15 protein-coding genes and 1 pseudogene are annotated in these 21,978 nt (G+C 42.6%); 2 read left to right on the forward strand and 14 right to left on the reverse strand.

The window, feature by feature from the left end; all coding sequences use genetic code 11:
* Positions 1–26: 26 nt before the first annotated feature.
* The 10 genes from ACQ4M4_RS12365 to ACQ4M4_RS12410 all read right to left on the reverse strand — a co-directional run bounded on the left by ACQ4M4_RS12365 (position 27) and on the right by ACQ4M4_RS12410 (position 10,228).
* Positions 27–311, reverse strand: a complete 285-nt coding sequence (locus ACQ4M4_RS12365) for a hypothetical protein (RefSeq protein WP_430684787.1) — start codon at positions 309–311, stop codon at positions 27–29.
* A gap of 12 nt (positions 312–323) precedes the next feature.
* Positions 324–1,712 (reverse strand): TniQ family protein, encoded by a 1,389-nt coding sequence (locus tag ACQ4M4_RS12370; RefSeq protein WP_430684788.1) that lies wholly within the window; start codon positions 1,710–1,712, stop codon positions 324–326.
* Positions 1,713–1,726: 14 nt separating this feature from the next.
* Entirely contained in the window at positions 1,727–4,033 is a 2,307-nt protein-coding gene (locus ACQ4M4_RS12375; RefSeq protein WP_430684789.1) for a TniQ family protein, read from the reverse strand.
* A gap of 36 nt (positions 4,034–4,069) precedes the next feature.
* Positions 4,070–5,239, reverse strand: a complete 1,170-nt coding sequence (locus ACQ4M4_RS12380) for an AAA family ATPase (RefSeq protein WP_430684790.1) — start codon at positions 5,237–5,239, stop codon at positions 4,070–4,072.
* A 55-nt stretch (positions 5,240–5,294) separates the two neighbouring features.
* Positions 5,295–6,350: an AAA family ATPase gene (locus ACQ4M4_RS12385; protein WP_430684791.1), complete on the reverse strand. Its 1,056-nt coding sequence runs from the start codon at positions 6,348–6,350 to the stop codon at positions 5,295–5,297.
* Positions 6,350–7,912 (reverse strand): Mu transposase C-terminal domain-containing protein, encoded by a 1,563-nt coding sequence (locus tag ACQ4M4_RS12390; RefSeq protein WP_430684792.1) that lies wholly within the window; start codon positions 7,910–7,912, stop codon positions 6,350–6,352. The genes ACQ4M4_RS12385 and ACQ4M4_RS12390 overlap by 1 nt, the downstream gene beginning before the upstream one ends.
* 182 nt (positions 7,913–8,094) lie before the next feature.
* Positions 8,095–8,772, reverse strand: coding sequence for a hypothetical protein (locus ACQ4M4_RS12395; protein ID WP_430684793.1), 678 nt, complete (start codon positions 8,770–8,772; stop codon positions 8,095–8,097).
* Positions 8,773–8,775: 3 nt separating this feature from the next.
* Positions 8,776–9,204, reverse strand: coding sequence for a Tn7 transposase TnsA N-terminal domain-containing protein (locus ACQ4M4_RS12400; RefSeq protein ID WP_430684794.1), 429 nt, complete (start codon positions 9,202–9,204; stop codon positions 8,776–8,778).
* A gap of 24 nt (positions 9,205–9,228) precedes the next feature.
* Entirely contained in the window at positions 9,229–9,777 is a 549-nt protein-coding gene (locus ACQ4M4_RS12405) for a Mu transposase C-terminal domain-containing protein (protein ID WP_430684795.1), read from the reverse strand.
* Positions 9,778–9,817: 40 nt separating this feature from the next.
* Positions 9,818–10,228: an integrase catalytic domain-containing protein gene (locus ACQ4M4_RS12410; protein ID WP_430684796.1), complete on the reverse strand. Its 411-nt coding sequence runs from the start codon at positions 10,226–10,228 to the stop codon at positions 9,818–9,820.
* 552 nt (positions 10,229–10,780) lie between these two features.
* On the opposite strand from ACQ4M4_RS12410, the gene ACQ4M4_RS12415 reads away from it, so the two are divergent.
* Both ACQ4M4_RS12415 and ACQ4M4_RS12420 read left to right on the forward strand, forming a co-directional pair.
* The gene (locus tag ACQ4M4_RS12415; RefSeq protein ID WP_430684797.1) at positions 10,781–12,079 is read left to right on the forward strand and encodes an AAA-like domain-containing protein; all 1,299 of its coding nucleotides are present in this window, start codon (positions 10,781–10,783) and stop codon (positions 12,077–12,079) included.
* Positions 12,080–14,689: an AAA-like domain-containing protein gene (locus tag ACQ4M4_RS12420; protein ID WP_430684798.1), complete on the forward strand. Its 2,610-nt coding sequence runs from the start codon at positions 12,080–12,082 to the stop codon at positions 14,687–14,689.
* 93 nt (positions 14,690–14,782) lie between these two features.
* Here the strand turns inward: ACQ4M4_RS12420 and ACQ4M4_RS12425 are convergent, their stop codons facing one another.
* The 4 genes and pseudogenes from ACQ4M4_RS12425 to ACQ4M4_RS12440 all read right to left on the reverse strand — a co-directional run.
* Positions 14,783–17,614, reverse strand: a complete 2,832-nt coding sequence (locus tag ACQ4M4_RS12425; RefSeq protein WP_430684799.1) for an RNaseH domain-containing protein — start codon at positions 17,612–17,614, stop codon at positions 14,783–14,785.
* Between the two features lie 3 nt (positions 17,615–17,617).
* A complete protein-coding gene (locus ACQ4M4_RS12430; protein WP_430684800.1) occupies positions 17,618–20,734 on the reverse strand; it encodes a hypothetical protein in 3,117 nt (1,038 codons plus the stop codon).
* Positions 20,727–21,407 (reverse strand): hypothetical protein, encoded by a 681-nt coding sequence (locus ACQ4M4_RS12435; protein ID WP_430684824.1) that lies wholly within the window; start codon positions 21,405–21,407, stop codon positions 20,727–20,729. The genes ACQ4M4_RS12430 and ACQ4M4_RS12435 overlap by 8 nt, the downstream gene beginning before the upstream one ends.
* Before the next feature lie 6 nt (positions 21,408–21,413).
* Positions 21,414–21,845, reverse strand: a pseudogene (locus ACQ4M4_RS12440) (hypothetical protein); the annotation flags it as partial.
* Positions 21,846–21,978 lie beyond the last annotated feature (133 nt).

A 21,978-nucleotide genomic window follows, 5' to 3' on the forward strand; every position in this document is an offset into this window, starting at 1 on the left:
CACTTAAATTCTATCTACTCTTGAAACTATACTGGCTCAATACCGTTAAGTCGCCAACTAGAACGGGCAAGAGACTCTAATTCTCTTAGCACAATTTTATACTCTTCGGGAAAATTTTCTTGAACTCTATAAAGCTTGGGTTTTCCTATAGACGACAAAATACCAATCTGCTCCAATGCGGCTAAGTGACCTTGAGCGGTATTTTTTGCCATGCGAGTACCGAGGGCGACTTCTTGCGCGGTTGCTGATCTTTTATCAAAGACGTACCAATATACTTCTGCCCTGGTTACAGGAAATGATGAGGAATCCACAGTACTACTCCATCAATCTATGGGTTGCGATAAAACTTCGTTTCTTATAGCCTCAAGTCTGTTACGTACCTTTCTGTAGCGAAGATATCCTGGTTTACTGAGGTATTCTGAAACACGCATTTCGGAAGGGTATTCTCCATCAGTATGGAGTTGATTGACAATTTCTTCAATCTCCAAACAAACCTGCTCAACAATATCTAAATGGGACTCTTGGCGATATCTCTTATATTTAAGGGACACTGCTTGACACAAATCCCGGAAGTGGCGGTAGATTGTCCGTCTATCGTATTCCAAACGCCTAGCTACTTCTTCCATTGATGGAGGTGGTAATTCCTCACTTGAGACTATAGACTCAAGATAGCTTCGTACTCGGTCGGACTCAAAAGGTTTACTCTCATTCCTAGAGGACTTTTGAAATTGATTATCTCTCTGAATGCTCCAACTAAGTTTACCCTCATCAAGTCCCACTAGAAGACTCTTTAGGGGTAATTGTAGGCAATAACAGATTCTTAAAAGTGCATTAAGTTTGGGAAGATTTCTGCCCTTACACCACAACCAGACAGTATTTTTAGGCATCTGAAGATGGCGAGCAAAGTCAGCAATGTTGCCTTCACAAAGGTGATCTACGATTACTCGTAGATTCCTAGAGATGTTGTCTCTTGAAAAAGAGACAACTAGTTGGGGAAGCTCAGCCAGTAATTCTCCAACAGCGTTTGCGGTCCAAGTAAACCAATCCCAATTGTCCTTACTCCAGGCTTGATCACTCTCCCGCTCTAATGTTGTAGAGGAACCGAGCCAACCATCACATCTTGAGCAGTAACCCGGACGCGATCGCCAGGCTAAAGGAGCATTAGCTTGGCAACAATGTGGACATTCCAGAACTAACTGGCACTGATGATAAGGGCACATTTTGACACAATCCAATGTCCAAAGCAGAGGATCAAAGATTATTTGTCCTTGTTCTTGCCATGCCTCATAACAAGCAGGGCACCATGCCCTATCTGGACGCAATAACCCATTATGTGGAAGAACCTCTGCCAGAGGAACTAAAGTTAGGAACTTCAAATTACTCTTTAATGTCAGTTGCTGGAGAGCATCAGTTAGCTCTGATGCCATGACCCCTGTTCCATTCAATGCATCTGTAAACTTGGATATCTTGTGCAAATTTGCACCTCCATGTTGCTTTCCTACAAGAGACGCTAGCTCTCGTTCCATTAGGATACCTACAGGGAGATTGTGAGATTGAGATAAACGGCTTAAGTATCCTGTAAGGCTCTCTATGTAGAAAGTTTGAATGCCTTGAATTTCTAAATGATTTAGACAACTACGGTGAGGGAAGCTCGTGCGTTCCAGAGTATAGTCCTGAGAATTAAAATTATTTTTCAAAGATAATGGGAACACTGTTTTTATTGCTCCTATGTTCTAAATCCAAAACTTTGTAGGGCATTTTTCCAAGAAATATGCACTTCTTTATACCGAAAATAGCCAGGTTTACTCATACGATTTCTAACACGATCACCGCTAGGGTAAACCTTTTCACCAACTAGGGCTGCGACAGCTTGTTTCACTTCTTCACAAGCATCCTGTATTCTTTTCTGGCTAGCAGTATGCTGAAAATCAAGAAATTTCTCTGATATTTCTTTGCAAAGATCTGGAAAATAGCTGTTTAAGGTTTGTGTGTAATAACCAAGCCTTCTACCCACCTCTCTCATTGAGGGTGAATCGCTTTCGTCATTGAGAATTTGTTTCAAAATATCTTCTAACTCAATCAAGCTAGGCTGGTTGAGTCCTTGCTTATGCTCATAACGTCTTTGCAAAATAGCATCTAATAACTCAGGAAAGTAATTACGAACGGTTGATTCGTCTGTCTGAAGAGATTTAGTAATCTCGGCTAATGGAGGTGGGCACTTCTCACCCTCAAGATACGTCTTTAATCCACTCTCTAGTTTTTGTAGTCTCTCTGCTGCCTGTAATTCTTTAAACTCAGCCCGTTGAATCTTTATTGTTTGATATAAATCTGGAAATTTTCTCTGAAAGTCTAATCCACTTATTCTGTATTGTCTTGCAATACTGGCTATCGTCGGAGGGCAATCATCACTGTTACAAATACCCTCTAACCCCTCTCTAATAAAGTCTAATTTTTCTATTTTCACGTTTTGTTGCTCAAGTTCCCTACGAGCTGTGATAGCTTCACATAAATCTGGAAAGGCTTTGCGGAGCGCTGGGGTGTTTACATGGAGGTCTCTGGCAATTACAAACACGGCTGAAGGAGTATTAATACCTGCAAGTGCTGCCTCTAAAAGACTTTGCACTTCTGCTAATCTTTTTGCTAAGGGGAGTGTTGTGCCTACATAAGATTTACGCTTTTCCCTTTCGGCAATATAGGTGTTACACAACTCTGGAAAATACTTCCAAAGTGTTCTCGGTGTAGTATTTAAGCAACTAGCAAGCTGGTACAAGGCTGGTAGATCAGCATCGCTCGCTAAAGTATTCTCTAATGCTATTCGGAATTGTTCAATCCTCTCTTTAGATAGCGAAGTTACATCGGTAGCAAAATTACGCTTTGTAATTGCATCACATAAAGTTGGAAAATATTTATGTAAAGTGTTTGATGTTGTTCCAAGATGTTTAGCAACTTCTTTAAGAGGTAAAGCACTGTCACCACTCTCTAAAACCTGCTGGAGATAAGCCTGTAATTCTTCTAGTTGTTCCGTTGAGAATTGGCTTCTTCCCTTCGTACCGATGACTGTAGTTTTCGCTTGATCTGGTACTATACCGCCTGTTACAAGATTTGATTCTTCGCACAAGCCAGTTAGAATATTTGTCAAAGAAGATTTGAAGTAGAAGCTAATTTCAAGTAGTGAAATTAGAGACGGGAAATGCCTTTTTGTTAACCAGTGTGTTGCTGTACCTGGGCTAAACCCAAGCAGGCGTGAAAACTTAACAATGTTGCCGTCCGCAGTCTTATTGATATATTCAGCCAACTTTGCAACTACTTTGTCTTTGCTAATCATGCCTTGAAGATCTGAAAGAATAGCAAACACATCTCCAAGACTAGTTGCAAACCAAACTTGCTTTTCTACTTCTTCTGCTTTTAGCTCTTGTTCTTTATAACTGGATATCGTGCCAAGCCACTGACCACAGTTCGGACAGTAGCCAGGATTCGAGAAGCCATCTAGTGGGTAAAACGATTGTTTACAATGAGGACAAGTATCTACAAGAGGATGGTAGTGAATCGGGCAAATACTGACAGCTTCTATTGTCCAAAGCAACGGATCGTAAATTTCTTGATTTGTTGATTGCCAATGTTCGTAGCACATTGGGCACCAAGCTTGGTTAAGGCGAGATAGTTTCCGAGCGTGAAAGACTTCTGCTAGAGGAATCAATGTGAGGAGGTGTAAGTCTTTACGGAGAGTTAGTGTCTCAAGTGCTTGAACAAAATCCTTTGCCGTAGCACCTAGTCCATTAACTGCTCTACCCAACGTATTAAAAACTGAATTCAACTGCTGAGACTTTCGGCAGGATAGCGGCGCTATTTCATCGTAGATGATCGTACCTGGATACAGACAATGGCTTCGAGCAATCCGACGAATATAGCTACTTAAACTCTCGACATACGGAGTTCCAATACCTACGGGATTTTGGTGATTCAAACGACTATGCTGTGGTAATTCATGCAGAGCTAAATTCCACCAAATTTCAGAATGTAGTGAGCTAGCCATATTTTTCTCAGATACTCACTGTGTACAGGAGCAACATTACGCGAGTTCTCCAACAGGATCTCGCTCTGGATTGCGTGTACCTGGTCGTCTAGGTGGCAACGATTTTGACTCTTCATCTGGCTGAGAAGTTATAGAGTCGTCTGTTTGAACATTTCCCTTTTGAATTAGTGAAAGACCGAGAAGAGAACGAAGCTGATCACGCTCCTCAAGAGAGTCCTGTAATTTTGTCTCACCCTCCATTGCATTCTCCAGCATCTGTGCACATTCGGCGACTGACTTAGCTGTTTTTTCCAAGTGTGTGGCAGTAATGGTATTAGCTTCCTCCTCTAGTGCAAGAGCAAAGGCTTGAGTCAGCCAATCTATCAAAGTTCCCACACATCCAATAGATCGTTCGTAACAAAACTCCCAGTGCTCAGCACTAAGATCTGGCACTTCTAGAAGTGGAAACTTGAACTGCAAGTTTTTGAGAATTCGTCGAAATTCTTCAAGGTCTTGTTTGTTAGTTTTATACCGTTGAAAGTGAATAATTTGTCTACGCCGACTGAGTTGAGGACTTAATTTCAAAAAATCGAGTAGTTGGTAAGTACCAAAGCCTACCCACGGTACTTTTGTAAGATTTACAATTGACTTGACACAGTCCATATGGCTCTCCAGTGTCTGAGAATTCGTCATTTTTCCTATATGTTGCATTTCGTCCATTGCCAGTGCGTGAGGTTTTAGCTCAGAAATCGCTTTCTCTAGTGCCTCTCTTAGCTCAGATTCAGAAACTCTGCTAGCAATTAGGAGGTTACCTTGATTACGACGGATTCCCTCAATGTCGTAATCGATATAGCCACCAAGCAATTTATCAACAATCAATAGAGTGCGCTTGTAAAAGTCTTTCCATCTAAAGGTTGTCGCTCCGGGGGCTACCGCTTCAACATCCACAAACGGAATACGGTCATTTTCTTCAGCTTGCTCTAGAAAAACTCCTTCTTTTATTTTTCTCTTGATTAAGTTTAGCAGTGTTGTTTTGCCAACTCCAGAAGGACCAATTACCATGATCACAGATGCTCCAGCAGGCTCATAAATAACTCGTTTAGCATTTTGGTAACAGATCTTCAAGTTGCGGTGTAGGATGGCTTTCTCAAACTTCTTAAAGAATCTGAGACGAGCACGTTTTGATTGATTCAGCAGTTCTTGTGGAAATCTTCGAGAAGTTACCATTGCACTAAAACCTAAGGTAAAAGGTAAAGATTGTGTGACTGGTTCAGCGTACTTTTTACTCTTCGTTGCCCTGTAGATAGTCTGGGAACAACCCTGATTGTTCAGCTAGGTATTCAGCTACTCTGGCTTCACCCTCAATTCCATCCTTAACCATCTGTTGACATTCAAAAGTTAATTTGGCAGTGCGTTCTAAATGGCTGATAGACAAGGTGTTTGCTGTTTCTTCTAGAGCCAAAGCAACTGCTTGGGTGAGCCAGCCTTTAAGAATACCCACGCAGCCAATGGATCGTTCGTAGCAAAACTCCCAGCATTCACACAGAGACGGAGTTTCTGGCAATGGTACTCGGCTTTGAAATATGCTCAAAATTCTTTGGAATTCTTGGGCATCCTGCTCCACTTCATAGTGATAACGTGGGAAGTGAATGATTTTCGTAATTCCGCTGGATCGAAGGTCGGAGTTAAGAAGCCTGAGCAATTGATAAGTTCCAAATCCGACCCATACAACTTGAGAACCTTCCATCAAAAATTTGATACGCTCTCCATAGTCCTCTAATGTGCTTGAACTTGCTGTTCTAATGATATGCTGCATTTCGTCAATAGCCACTACATAGGGTTTGCGATGAGATAAGGATGTGAGCAAAGCATTAAGCAGCGTAATTTCAGATGCCCTTTTGCCTGAAGATGGTTTTTTACGCTTTAAAGAATCTTGGATTGTCCCATAGTCTATTTTTTGATCAATATAAAGCTCACCCAGAGCAACAAGTATTTGCCTGTAAAGACCATCCCACATAAATTTTCCTTGCCCTGTTGCCATCGCTTCGATATTTATGAACGGAATTAAACCAGGATTGTGAATCAACTCAGGAAGTACCTCCCTAATGACCAAGTTCTCTAATAGGCGCAGTAAAATACTTTTACCTACTCCAGACGGTCCAACTACAAGAATTAGCTCACTCTGCGATCGACTACAAGCTCGTTGTAAAAGCACATTGACTGCCTGATCTAAGTTCCGATGCGATATAGCATATTGATCATTTTTGAAGAAGTCTAGTCGCTGTTGATTTGATTGTTCAAACAAATCACTAGGAAGTTGATCAGTGTGAAGCTCCATTACAATTCCTCTAATACTTCATCCTCAGTTAAATCATTTGCAATACTCGTCTTAGCTTTGTCTAAAAGATCAGATTTGTTGGGTAAACACAATTCATCGGTTTCTGCTGAACCATGACCAGCAAGTTGTAACGACCGTTCAATGTCATCATTCTTCGATGTTATGCTTCCTTCAATTGTTGGTAGATGATCTTTCTGATTCCCCTCACCTTCAATAAGTTTGTGAATCTCTCTAACCTCAGAATCTAACTGGCGTTGACCAAGAACATGCTGCTTTGCTGTAAGCATTTGTTGCGTAAGTGCAACTTCTTCTTGTTCAATCAAATTGAGGAACTGAGCAAGTTTCTTTCCAGTAATCTCATTGCCTTTCCGAGTATTAAACCCGTTCAACTTGCGTATTGCAGCGGCAGCAGCTTCAATCTCTAACTCTGTACGTCCCTTAAATTCGTGTACATACTTGCTGGCATAGCATTTAACCCATGTCCCCTCAACGAATGCATATGCAACAGAAACATCGAATGGGTCGTACTTTGTCTCAACAGACGTGTAACGAACTGCAATATGATTAAAGGATGAGTGCCAGTAATCGAGGTAGCCAATTCGTATCCCACTTGACTGGATCTTTCTGAACTTCCCTTTTGGTGAGGGCATCGACAATAGGAGAAATTCTTCATAAGAAACCTGTAGATGGTTGCGCTCCCCCGCTCGTGCAATACCAGTAGCAAAGGCTTCTCGTGGACTGAGTCCATCCAATGCGGGGTGTGGGCAGGTATCGTAAACCTCATAAACATATTCGTGGAGAATACGAAAAAGCTTGACCAGTGTCCAAATGGCTAAATTCTTAGGATTTACACTTTTTGTTACCTGCCGTACACAACGCATGATTTTTGTGTTTCCCAACAGGTTATGCCAAAGCTCTTTGTTCAGAACTCCAAAGAAAGCCTCGATAATTGAACCATGTCTACCTTTTGCTGGTGGTCTTTGCTTCTTGGTGATATTGAAGTACGCAAGAAGTGTCTCGAAGTAGATACTGTCAAACTCCTTACCTCCATCAACCGTTATGATTTGAGGGAATCTTCCATACTTTCTAACGCAGATTCTCAAGACCATCATGACAGAGACACTACTGGGTGACTCATAACTTAGGTAGGCTGCAAGTACTCTGCGAGTATTTGTATCAATCATGACTGACAGCCACGGTCTACCTAAATTTTCACCACTAACTGATATTGATTGCGTAAACTTGTCTCCCAAATCTTCAAGAGCAGAACTGAGGGCTTCTACGTCTACTTGAGTATGGTCAATATGGGCAACTTCAAAAGGACGCGAGCCGTGTGGTGATGGGTATTCCTCCTCTGCGCCTTGGTAGAAAGGTTCGTGAGTATAGGCTGCTCGCCGACCTTTCCGTTTCGTAGTTTGTTCATGGATATCGCCTCGATTCACTGTTTGACGAAACCATTCAGAACTCACAGGTTTTAATCCCTGTTTTTCGCACTCCTCTGCAAAGAGACCATGCACTACACGAATTGACAGGCTCTTGACATCTTTGTATTTGTTCTCCATAAACCACTCAAACAGGTTCTGAACCCGTTCATCCAGTTTTGGCAGGCGATTACCTTTGCTTGAGTGTTTGGGTAGCAGTTCTATGTAACCTCGACGGTACAGTGCTTCTCCCCTACGGTAGGCTGCAATCCAGCGGCGTACTGTGCTGTTTGGTTTATCAGTTGCTTCACCGTTCAGGTAATTTACAATAATTTCATACCGAGCATTAGCCTCCTTAAAAGCCTCAGTACTAGTGCTGCTAAGGATTTTCTTAACTTTGGGTCAAGATCAATGCTCTCCACTTTCTGCAATCCAACAATCTTCCCCTCTTTAACCAAACGCTTGAATAGCAGATTTGGCAACTCAATGTAATGTTTGTCCGATCGCAGTAACGCAATTGCTGTCTCACCAGTATTAATGATTTCCCAGAGTTCCCCATCGTATGAAACACAAGTGCCAACTCTAACATCAACTAATCGAACAGAATCCGAAGCAGACGGTGCAGAAACCTCAAGCAGTCTGCTGTAAGCTAGAGCAATCTCCTTATCAAGATAAACTTTGACCTCTTCGGGTTTATCCAGTGCATATGAGTTTAGATCGACGTAAACTTGTCGTACTGCGATCATGAAATTGAGATCATCAATAGTTACGCCTGCGATCTTTTCAAGTAGATCTGAAAGTAAAACTCCAGGATCGGCTCCTACAAGAGAGAGAACCGTTGCTGCAATTTCTTCCCTGACAGAAATAGGCTTCTTCAGATAATCCTCAAGGTAAACAAAGTTCTTCTGAAAAATCCAATTTGTCTCGGCAGACGATCTCAATCTGTAGTACAAACCGACTTGAGCAGCATAGGCTTCTCCTGGCGGGCAATGCCAAAGCATCCTTTAGACCTCCTCAAGTTGATAACGATTTGGACTTTCTTCTGACAACTTGAATAAGTCGTCCTGTGTTTTACACTCCTCCCATCCCGCAGAGTTTCGTCGAATCACAAAGAAGTCAGGCGTATGTTGGTGTCGAGTTCGCCGTCCTTTCTTGCTCAAATAATCAAGCTCAATTGGGGGAGGTTGATCATAATATTCCAAAACGTCTTCGTCAAATTCGTACTCGTAGATTCGAGCTAGTTCGTTGCGATGTGATTCAAATTGAATAGTGAAGCCCATTTTTTGGCTTGGATAACGTCCTGTGACATTCTTCCTACCACCTCCAACACGACGTGAGGGATTAGAGGAGCGAATTTTATCAATTAGCAATTTTGCTTCATTAGAAATCTCTAAACGAAGACACCAATCATTAAACTCGTTCTGTGTCAGCATAGAATCTTCACACCTAGTAGATGTCTATTGATTTTCAATGTTGTTGTGATTGTTCTGTCTAGCCGGAAGCGATCGCGAGGCTTCGTTTTCGATTAAAGTTTCCTGAAATACGGATAAATTTTGTCTAGATTTCTTGATACTTTGACAATGCTGTTCACGGATTCTAATGCTTAATTCTTGAACTTGAATCTCTGAAAGCCCTGCGAAGCTTGAGTGGTACTTAGAAAAGCACCGGAGCCATTGTCCTTGGACATAAACCCAAGCATCAGCCAAATTTTCGGGATTAAATCTAACCTCAACTTGTTGTCCTTGCAATTCCAAATCTCTAAATATCGGATGCCAGTAGTACAAATAGTTAATCTTCACACCTTGAGCAGCAATAACTCTATACGAAATTGACGGAGCTAGAAAAGGCTCCACCACATCAGGCAAAGCTGATTGATGAGCGGATGAAAATTCGGGAGAGTGGATGTCAACAGATTGTTGGGGTTTCCCAAAAATGTGAGTCTGCTGATTATAGTGGTTGTCAATCCACTCCCATAACAGTTCATGCAATTCTGTGAGTGTTAGCATTTTTTGCCTCCAAGTTATTTTCAAGACACTTGAGCCAAATTTAGAACTTAGAAATGAACTGTGAAAACTGCTGAAAAATGGTTTCTACCTTTCCTTTGGAAGAATCGGAAAAGAAATTCATGACGATCCCGAAGTGGCAGATTACTTGATCTATTCGGAGAGTTTGAAATTCTTTTTTAGAATCAATAGAAATAGATTTCGGTAGCTTCCCATAGCGATAGAAATAATCACGTAGTACACTGAGAAAAGAACGGTAATCAGGATTGTTGAAAGATAAATGAGTTGCGACAATCTTTCGAGTATGAGTGTCGAACATTACAGTTAAGTAGGGGCGACCCAACACCTCTCCGTTCAAAGCTTTACAAACCTCAATGTCGAGCAAAGTGTGGTCAATGGTAGTGGATTCGGAGGATTGATCGGTTAGTAACCTTCTCTCTTGATTGGCTTTCATGACTTTCTCCCTTGAATATCTCTTGGACATGAGTTTGTTTTCTCATTTATCCATGAGTCAATATTCGCAGAACTTTAATTCACACCGCGTACACAAAGTCCAGAATTATTGTGAATATTTTGAGTGGCAAGTTCACACCGCATGCACAAAGTTTCATTTACTCATGAATCTTGATATATACATTAGCCAAATGAGCGTTGCCATTAGCTTTCATTCCCTAACCCCTTCTTCTTGGCACTGGATTGCTAATTCGGGATGGTTGCTGAAACTCCCAACCAGCAAGGTATTCTTAGACGAAAAAACAGCCGATCACGAATATCAAGACCAGTGCCTTCTTCTTGGGAAGAAGAGAAGCCGGATCGGAAGATCGGAAGTCCCTCGTGCAGCGGGAGAGGGATTTAGGGCGAGGGCAAAAATGGCTATATTCGAGGTAGATGACCTATTATCTCTATTTCACCCCAAACTGCCCCAGGGAGTAGCTTTTTGGCTAAACTTGAACTAACTTCCTAGAGTCCCTACAACGTGAACATTCTACCTCTGAATTGATAACCTATGCAAAAGCAGCAAATTCAGAAGATTATTAATGACCTAACCAAGCGACAGAAAGAAGTTTTAGAGTTGTTCTTGTCTGGCAAATCAGATCAAAATATTTCTCAAGAACTTTGCATAGAGCAGGTAACTGTAAGGAAGAATATTCAAAATATCTGCGAAGCGTTTGGGTTCACAAACGATTTTTCTGATGAACGCCATCAGAAGCGTAAGCTTCTATATAAGCTAATTCAAGAAAATATGCCCGAATTGATTAATAAGCCCTACATTTCTTCTGCTCCACTGGAGCAAGCCAATAATTTTTATCTGAAAAGATCATCCATAGAAACTATTTGCTGTAGAGCAATTACAACTCCTGGTTGTTTGTTGCGTATCCAGGCACCATTAAAAATGGGAAAAACTAGCATGGTTGCACAACTTCTACATAGTCAGGATATTCAAAGTTATCGAACTGTATTTTTAAAGCTTAGAGATGTGACTTTGGACAATCTTGAAAGTTTAGATAATTTTTTACGTTGGCTATGTACAGCGATTACTGTTGAGCTTTTAGATGAGGGTTACTTAGATTCGGTAGATCAGCATTGGAGAAAGATTTCAGCTAACCCAAAGCTGAAATGCAAGACATACTTTGAAAAGTATTTGCTTTTTGAAAATACGCCTTTGGTTCTTATATTAGATGATCTCGATCGCCTTTTTCCACATGAACAAGTAGCTGAAGAATTTCTGGGTATGCTGCGATCGAGACATGAGGATGCAAAAGCCAGCAAGACCTGGGGACTTCTTCGACTTGTTGTAACCTACGCAGAAACTTATATTCAGATTGATGCAAATCGGTCACCATTCAATGCTGGGAAGGAAGTCAGAGTGTCAGATTTAGATGCAATTCAAATCGAAGAATTAGCTAGACTGTATAACCTTAGTTTGAGTTCCACTCAAATTGCTAAACTAATGCAAGCAATAGGCGGGCACCCGTACTTAATTCAAGAAGCTTTAATTGCGATTGCACAGGAAGAAATAACACATGAGGAAATTATTAGTGCTGTTTCTAATCCAGTAAGAATTAAAGCTTTCAACGAATACTTACGTCACCACTGGAATAAGCTGAGGAATCAACCAGAACTACTAAAGACTTTAAGCAAGATTGTTCTATCTGAGGAACCAGTGGAGTTGTGTTCTGAGTTTGACCAAGACAATTTGGTTAAGCTCAATGATTTGGGGCTTGTAAATCTATCTGCTAGCGGTGTAATACTTCGCTATGAGTTATACCATAATTACTTCAAATCTCAACTCAAAGGAGGCTAAATGAATCACACCTCCTCTGGTGATCAGTATCAGGTAGGGGGCTGTTTGCCTTCTGACGCTCCAACCTATGTTGTTCGTCAGGCGGATTTAGAACTTTATAGAAGCATTAAGGATAGGAAGTTTTGCACCGTTTTGAATTCCCGGCAAATGGGGAAATCTAGTTTACGAGTCCGTGTATCGGAATCCCTCCGCTCCGAAGGGTACACTTGCATTGTCATGGATGTACTTGAGCTATGCGTAGCTGGAATGACAGAGGAGGATTTTTATGGAGCTTTTGTCTATAGCCTGATTAGTAGTTGTGAGTTGAGTGTTGATAGTGACTGGTGGTATACCCGTAGCCACATTCCGATAAAATTGAGACTTATTCGATTTATTGAAAATGTTTTACTTCAGCAAATTCCAAACAGCATTGTTATATTTATCGATGAAGTCGATCACTTACTTAATCATAAATTTAAGGATGACTTCTTCATCTTGATTCGTTCCTTATTTAACAAACGCGCAGATTATTCACAATACAATCGTCTTACCTTTGTACTTTTGGGAGTTGCAACACCGTCTGACTTGATTTCAGCAACATCAAAACGCACACCATTTAACATAGAACTTCAGGAAATTGAGTTGGCAGGTTTTCAATTAGATCAGTTAGAGCCACTAGAGCGAGGGTTGGCTGGAAGAGTTTGTAACCCTAAGGCTGTACTAAGGGAAATTATAGATAGAACTGGTGGACAACCATTTCTCACACAATGGCTGTGTGAATTAATTCTAATGTATCCATTAGAACTAGAGGAAGGAAGTGAAGCAGAATGGGTAGAAGGTATTGTAAGGCTAAGGATGATTGAAAACTGGAAAATCAACGATAGACAAGAACATTTCCGAACAATCGCTAATCGATTGCGAAGCAATGATCAATACGCTATCTGCTTGTTAGATATTTATAAGCAGATTTTGAAGAACGGGGAAGTTGAAGCCGATGATAGTTACGAGCAAATGCAATTACAGTTGACGGGATTAGTCGTCAAGCGTAGTGGAAAGTTGAAAGTTTACAACCGTATATATAAATCCATTTTTGATCAATCCTGGATAGAAAATTCATTATTTTCTGTGCGCCCCTACAATAGCCAGCTTACTGATTGGTTGGCATCCAACTGTCAAGACGAGTCAAAATTGCTCCAAGGCGAAGCCCTACGGGATACTCTAGCTTGGGCTGATAAAAGAAGCTTAGGCACTCAAGATTATCAATTTTTGACAGCGAGCCAAGCTCTGAATTTAGAAGCAGAATCTGAAAGTTTTTCTAAACAGAGAGAACACCTTCTATGGATTCTCATATTTTTAATAATAGGATCTGTACTTGGTGCGGCACTAACTCTAGTGACGGGGAGTGCTGCTTATCGAAGTCAGGCAAGAGTGCAGGCTGCTTTTGAGTTAGAAGGACAAGCTGCTAATGCACTTCAGCGGTTCTATACAGGGGGGCAGGAGATTGAATCGTTATATGACGCGATTAAGGTGGGACAGGATTTGCAGTTGATGGCTCCAAATGCTTCTTCTTCGGATTATCCAGCTACAGGTCCGATCAAGGCATTAGAGGAGATTCTTAAGAATATTCGTGAAGTCAATCAATTCAAGATTTCAGGAGGCTGGTCGAATGGAGTTTTTGATGCAGAAGGTCGTTATTTTGCCACTACCGATGGTCATCATGTAGTATCCATCCGGAATCTTGCAGGAGTTCAAGTATCCGAACTACCCCATCTTCACGTTTTAGCTTTAGCCTTTAGTTCAGATGGACGGATGATAGCTACTGCTTCAGTAGATGGTCTGGTTAAAATGTGGGACTCTCTATCAAGTAAGCAGATTGGTGAGTTTAAACAAGACCATGCTGTTACTAATCTTGTTTTTAGCCCAGATGGTAAGTCTTTAGCTGTTTCCAGCCAGAATGGTAAAGTCGTTATCTGGGATTTCTCAAGTCAAAAATTCGTTTCTTTCTCAAACTTTAACGAGCAAATTGTCGGCATTACCTTCAGCCAAGACGGAGAACATCTTATAACCACGGGAAAACTAGGCACTATCCGAACTTGGGACATGACTGGAAGATTAATTTCTGAATGGCAAACGTCACAAACTTTGGATTTACCACGTAGTGTAAGTCTTAGCCCAAATGGGAAGTATTTAGCTTTGCCAGGGTCGGAAAATTCAGTGCAAATAATAAGCCCTTCAGGGCATTTGGTAACTCAGTTAAAGATATTCTGGAGCGACACTTCATTTATGAACTTTAGTGCCAACAGCCAGGAGTTAATTACAGTCGGAGACGGAATGATAAGGCTTTGGCGAATATCAGGGCAGAAAATAGCTGAATTTAGGGGACCTCAAGGTGCTGTAAGAAATTTGCATTTCAATTCAGCAACTAAAACCCTTGTTACGGCTGAATGGGATGGTACGGTAAGAGTTTGGAATCTCAGCCGCAGCTTTGAGCGATCAACAGTAGATACACAAGTTGAAGCTTATATAAGCTTAGATGAGTTGCTGGATAATGGTTGCCTTTGGCTTAAGGATTATTTTGTTACTCATCCTGACAGTTTACAGAACTTACAGGTCTGCAAAGGAGCTAAGTAGTTGCACGTGTGGTTGTGTTCTAGACCCTACTCAACAAGTTGTTCTTTCTACTTCTCACCTGTAAAACAAGTATTTACGCCATCGCAACAGAAATTATTTGACTAGCAAAGCATAATCACTTGCTTGCCGAGCTAAGTTGAGCATGATTGGATAAACCAAATTGTCGTTGTAAGCCAGTGAATACGATCGCAGTTGATGCGCTAGAAATGCCCAATGACTTGGCTCATCATTAGGTTGAAGGTGTGCCATCGTAAGTTCAACTGCTTGAGGGCTAGACCAACTCGTTTCAGGGCGGTCTAATTTGCTGTAGCCGCCTCTAAGAGCAGGCATTGTAGACGCTTTTTGAGCAATGCTCAGGAAAACGCGATCGTTCACACCATTCCAAAATAAACCCTGCACCATCTCAGACGCTTTAGGAAGCTCTTTTGTTTGGTCAAAAATCGAAATTAAATCTTTTACTTTGCTATGCATTCCGTACCAATCAGGGGTTTCCTCTCCTTCACGAATCCTAACAATGCGTAGTTTGTCTGGTGTTTTCGGAGGTGCATCACCCATTTGAAGAGCATCTTTAATTAAATTTCTGTCTTGTAGCCAGGGTAGAGCCTGACGGAAATTGCAGGCATCAAATGTAATAAGACTTTGGTTTCGACGAATTTCCTTACTTTGTAAAACATTAGCAAGAAAATCTGTGACAGATTTCTGTAGGGCTTTCCGTTTTTCTGGGGCTGTTTCCGCTGCAATAGGCGTGATCCCTGACGCAATCTCTAATTGCCCAGTACTGTAGGGAAGCCAGATTGAGCCATTCTGCTTTGCTCCTGGATAAGTAATCCATACTTGGTTTGAGTCAGAGCGCAGCATAACTGCGATCGGTAACTGTAATCCTTTTCCGTTGATGGTGGTTTCTGAGGTGCGGTTTACAAGCCAAACGCCAACATAAACCAATGGGTCGGGGAGTGTGGCTCCTTTTAATACGATTTTGGGTGGTACAGCTTGAACTCCCAGCGCCCGCAGTACGTCTTGTACGGATGATGTGGCTCTGGAATTTAGTGTTTCCTTTGCCCGCGCGATCCCAATTTTGTCGCCCTCATTTTTCGGAACCCTTTCATGCTCCTGAGTAATATATTGCAGCAGCCTCCCTTCGGATGCGAACACTGCTCGGCAAATTTTATAGGGGTCAAGCCATGATTTTTCCCACTGGTCTTGCCCTGCGATTTCTAAAATTGCACCTCTTTCAGAGATTTTTGGAACCTCTGGAAGTTCCCGAATCCTTTGAGAAATTTCTTCCTGCCGCCTTTTGAATGCTGCTAAAATTTCACGTTCGTTTGGCTTCTTGTCTGATTTTAGGGCAAGAGCAGATGGAATCCCTCTGGCTTCAATTTTAAGTAGGGTGACAGTTAAATCCTCCTCTGGGAAATAGCAGGTGTCTACAACCACGCCATCGGGATAATTCTGACTCGTATCTGCCTCCAATAATTCCCGCCCTAAATTAAACCAAACTGCTTGGGCACAGGTATCTCGGCTAGAGGTATTTTGATACCAAATCTCTAAAACTAAATGCTTGCCGACGCAGGCGACAATCCCCTCCCGCAAGCGTTTAGCCTCAATCAAGCGTTCATGGTACTTCTGTTTGCCAACTTTTTCTGCCCGCTTTTGATATGTGGCATCGTCTTCATCCTTCAGTCGTTTTGGTGGAGTCGCATCCCAAGAATTTTTGTTTGGTCTCGGCGAATGGTAAGGCGTAGCAAAGGATTTGGCGATTTTAGGGACAGAGACACGGAGGTAATTAATCGGTGCCCAATCGTCCTGTAAAAGCTCAATAATTTGCTCGGTAATTTGCCGACAATCCTCAGTAAACCAACCTTTACCAACGCGGTGGACTGGATAAATCCCGTCAGCGTGAGTCAGGGCAATATTGCGATCGCCTTTTAGATTAAGAGCTTTGACCGGATCAGCACAAATTTCGGCAGGTTTTAGGGACAGAGGATTAAATTGCTCTAGCAGGGGCAACAAATTACTATCCCAATGGTAGTCTCCTCGCCAGATAAGCGGTGCGACTTGAAAATAGCCAGTATTTTTACCAGAATCGATCGCCTTGCCCCAAGCGAGTGGATTGCGGAAATAAACCGACACAGCATGATTCCCAACAAATTTTTTGACTTCACTGCTTACCCAACGCCGTACACTAATGTTGAATCTAGCTTCTGGCTCAGCCTGGAAAGGCACAGTTTCAACATCAATAGCGATCGCCATTGAATAATAAAAATCAGTTTCTTGCTTGCCTAATGATGCTTTGAGGGGAGGAAACGAAATTAATTCCGCCTGCCCCTCCTTTGAGCTACAACGGTAGAATCTGATCCACTCGCCTTGTAGTTTAAATCGCAAACCAGGAGCCGTTAGTTGCGTTGCTAGGAAATCAGGCAAAAGGTTAAAAGTCAGCGAATCAGGCTTGGCTGTACCGTTTTCCCATTGTCCCCATTGGGCTGCATCTAAGATTACCTCGCCCGTCAATTTTTCCAGAGCATCCGGAGTAAATGCTGCGATCGCTCCATTTTTTAATTGTTCTTCTCGACAATCGCCTCGCAAGTTCTCGGATGGATATTCCACATTCAACCAGTGCCGGAAAAATACCGAAAAATAAGGGGTTGAAATGGGAGCAGATGAAAAAATCCAGCCATCTGAATTTCTACCGCCCGTTAAGCCAAGTCCAGGCAGAATACTTGCGATATCTGGAATACAAGCCCGGACTGCATGAACTAAAGAAGTACTCGGAAGGTTAACCGTATTTTCTGTTCGATTATCACGAATCGCGCTGAGTGTCTTGAGATTGGCTACTGCATCTTTAGGAAATTTGAGGCAGGAGTAGGTCTGCTGCACCGCAGACGGATTTTTGAGGCGTAATGAAAGCAGCCGGATTTCGTTGTACATAAATCAGAGCCGTGAGGTATTTTTGAGGGCGAGGTAAAACGGTTCATAAAGGGCTTGAGCAATCTGGCGATCGCGCTTTGTTGCTTTTGAGGCAGGGTCAAAATAAAAGCTCAGACTTTGCGTGATTAATTCCAGTAATTGAACTGGATTTTCCTCAGTGAATTTTGCATCGCACCAATAGATCCAGGCAGGATTGCAGTTTCTCGTGGCTCTAGACATTGCTTGCCACTGTTGAATTGCTATATCCCAAGCCTGTTGAGCCAAAGCTTTAGGGCTTAATTGCCGCAGAATTATGGGCTGCCGCAGCAGAGAGAGCCACTCTGAAAATGCGCGATCGCTAAATTCCTGTCCGATGTTAACAACGGTGTCAGCCGATATTGTTTTGTAGTGATCCATTGCCCACCGACACATTAAATGCACAGGATGGCTGAAATCATCGGGCACTGGATGCGGAAAAACCAGCATAAAAATGGCACCGATGGCAGCATTTCCCTGGCTATCAGTAATATTGTGACCTCGCTCCATTGCAGATATGGGTGCGATTAAAATATCCCGATCTAAAAAAGTAGCAAACTGCTCAACCTGTCCTCTAGGCAACCGCAAAATTTTACCCAAATTACTCTGTCCAGAATCGTCCCGTACCAGAAGCACAGCACGATCTGCATATTCACTTTCATTTACAACGTCTGCTGCCCATACCCCTTGTTCGTAGCTGGGGACATAAAGGACGATTTTTCGAGTGCCAATTAAATCAAAGGCATCCTCCAAATACTCATCCTCAATCAACCGTCGAACAATCGTTTTCAGATTATTTTCCTTCTTAGCCCCAGTACCAGATACCGAAATTGCTGCACCTGTTCGCAGATCACGCATCGGCAGAATTTTTGAGTGAATTTCTACTGGTACATCCATTGCCTCAGAAACAAGGACACTCTCGATCGGAATATCAACATGGTAGGTCGGAGAATCAGGTGCCCAACTCGTGCCTGAAAGTAGCAAAGCGTGAGGTGCTGCAAGGTTGTCGGCTCGAAAAATATCCTTGAAGCCTGTAATCAGCCATCTACCCAAGCCCATGCAACGGAAAAACCGCAAGCTTCCCATTTCCTCATTCAGCATTTTGGTGTACTGGAAAGCTAATTGGTTACCCATTGGAAATACGGGGAGAAGTGTACTGTAATCCAATGGCGGGGATTGGAACCATTTTGAGTCACCACCTAAATTCAAATCATCCTGAACATCAAACCAACGAGTAACGACCGTATTAAGCTTATTCTGCAAAGTACAGACCAGTAGCGCAAATTCTAATTTAATGGCTGCTTGCTGAATTCGAGCTTGACTGAGATGCGGAATTTGTTGCCGAATCCATTCCTGCAAATCGGTGTTAACATCGCGATCAAGTGCTTCGTTAGCTAGATCTCGTAACCAGGGATCTGTCTGAAAATCAGAATTCAGAAAAGGCTGGAAGTGTTTTAGCATGAACTCGTCGGCTGCCTGCTCATCTTCAGTGAGGTCTTTGGCAATTCGATTGAAGATCATCCAATCTGTAAAATACTCCCCCCGCTCCTGCCACTCGCTCAATTCTGGGTAGGCTAGACGATAAATACGATCCTTCGCAATATCTGCTTTTTGCAATGCCGCCCACCAGTCAGAAATCTTTTGATTTCGGAGTGGTTTACGTTCTTGACGATCTAATTCTGCCTGTACAGTGCGGAAAAGTTGATCAAACCAGGCACTTCCGCCAGGGCGATAAAAAGTTTCATGGGGGCAGAATTGGGTGTCTAAGTTCTTCTGAACCTGATCCACCTCATCAATAATTACCAAGTCGCAGCATCGGTGAATTAATTCATAGTAAGTCAGGCTCTCTGAATTGATTTGAGCAGGAACTCGGCTATAGACTAAGCCACCAGGTGTCGTAATCCAAATTTGAGCGTCAACTAAAGCTATATCTTTGTGGTGGTAGGGACAGACTGAGTAGAGAGAGCAAGCGTGTTTTTCTTCAGCTTTACTGTTAAGGGGTTTAAGGAAACGACACGGCTGTTCTCCGGGAGCAAAAGGCACCTCCATTTCCTGAATTAGTGCAGATAGAGGACAGGTTGTACTTACCCAATCAAAAGCTGGATTGCTGTAATGGTCTAATATTTCCTGGGGTGTTTGTCCTTTAGGCGCTCTGAGGAGCCGTTCTAGGTGATTTTCGCGGTTTGAGTTGCCTAAAATTGGTGCGACTGACAGCCCCAATGCTTGAAAAAAGTTGCAGAGATCAAAGACCTGCATTACATCCGCAACCACAATCGCAATTCGCTTGCCACCTCTGGCTTGATGACAGGTCGATATTTTCATGAGGTTGGATTTTCCAACCCCTAGCTGACCACCAATGTGGGTCGGACCATCAATCACCAAAACATCATTGACCTCCAAGTTATCACCCACATCAAAGGTCTTCAAGCGTAAACCAGCAAAGCGATTGACCCATTCGGGAGTCTTACCAATTTTTGTAAGCTGGTCGTCCATCCACTGTGCTGTTTCTGACAATTCATGCCAGGGTATTTGAATGGGGTTTCTGGATGGAGTGCCTGCTAAATTATGCGATCGTGGCGGTGTCGCAACAAATTCTGCTGGCAAGTGAAGGGTTTGCCTGATGCCGCTCACCTCACACTCATAATCTCCTGCGGTTGCCCAGGTGATGGAACGGTTAATAGACGGAATTTCAGCACTGAGCGTTTGCTCGTAAATTTCAAAACGATCGAGGGCTTCCGAAAAATTCTGCCGCCTTTTATAGACGGTACAATCAGGAGATAGGTCGTAGCCTCGAACGGATTCTGGGAAAGCCTGATAAGTTTTCAGCAGTTCTTTCCAGCTATAGGGACGACGGTATCTTACTAGCAAATGTCTTGCAATAGCGATCGCCTGCTTTTGTGAGTCGGAAAGATTTTTGAAAATAGCATCATGGGGATACCCAGTGAGCAATACCCACACTCCAGTTGCAGGCTCTTCCTGGTCAGCTACTTGACTCAGCAGAAATAACCCCAGTTCAGCATCCAGCAATTCTCGTACTTGCGTTTTTTCCGGCAGCGACTGAATCGAGGCTTTTAAGCGGTCTTGCCACGCTGTAATTCTACGCATTGGATTTCCTCTGTTGCTGCCGGACTAACTGGATAAAATCGGACTCAAACTGCACTTGCTCAGGTAACAGCTTGACGGAGCAGATATTGAGAAATTCTCGGATGTACGCTGTTCCCTCATGCTTTAGCTCATCGGCAAAAACAAAAAATGATTTTTGGTGAGGTATTAACTCGATTTGAGGAATAGGCTGCGTCACTGATTTTGCAAGGTTATAAGCTTTCTTCCAAAACTTGACATCAACCGCCCAACTGGAACCATCACCAAATGTCAGGTGCAAGTCGTAAGCGTCACGATCGGGGTACAAGATTACGTCTACTCCTAGCTGACAGAGTTGCCTTGCAAGTCGTAGCTCAGCCACACCAGGGCGATGCCAGGAGCGCCGCAAATACCGCTTTAGGCGCAACACCTGGTCTTTTTCATCGCTCTCAAATGGCAAAGGAGGTTTTTGGTATTGAGCACAAAAGGTATTTTCACAGCGAAGTGACTCAAGCCCCTTTGCACTAGAAATGCGATGTAGCAGCCCTCCACAGTGTCCGCAGCACCAAAACTTACCCTCATAGCGGTAAGACTCTGGAGCAGATTCATAGCTCAATTCTGCGTGTGGAGCAAGTAAATCCTGAAACTCCTCAAGCTCGGTGATGCGCCGAATTTCCAATTCACCCAGCCGAATCACAGGATTCTCATTAATAAAGCACCGCAGATCACTGTAGCGACTGGGTTGAGTAGCCGATCGCGCAAAAACTGCATCGAAAAAAGCCCTTTGGCTTTGCTCATCCTCACTCAATTCAGGGAGAATTTCGATGCAGAATGGACTAGGTGAACCTTGTTCGAGAAGTGTTTCATTAGCCCAATCATCAGGTAATTCCAGGGCAACTCCCCATTCAAAAATCGGTTTTTGTGCCCAAGAGTAAAGAAACTGAGGAACGCCAACTACTCCTATGGTCCCTTGAGCCAGACATAGGATCTGAAGATGCTCAACGGCTCGATGAAGGGAGCGTGGAAATTCCCAGTATCTTGATTTTTCAAGATTTCCAAAATGCTGCACTATGCCTGTAGCAAGGTTGCGAATTAACTGCTCTGAACTGATTTGAATCGCTTGAACCATATACATTAGATGAGATGCAAAGCGAACATTTGAACTAAATTATAACTGTGGAATTAAAAAAGTGTGCTGTAGGTTTAATCAGAGCAGTACCTTGATGTATTCATCAATACTTGTAAGTTTCTAACAATTGCTCTACGTA

It is taken from the genome of Leptolyngbya sp. AN02str, from assembly GCF_050565595.1.
GTDB lineage: Bacteria > Cyanobacteriota > Cyanobacteriia > Elainellales > Elainellaceae > Kaiparowitsia.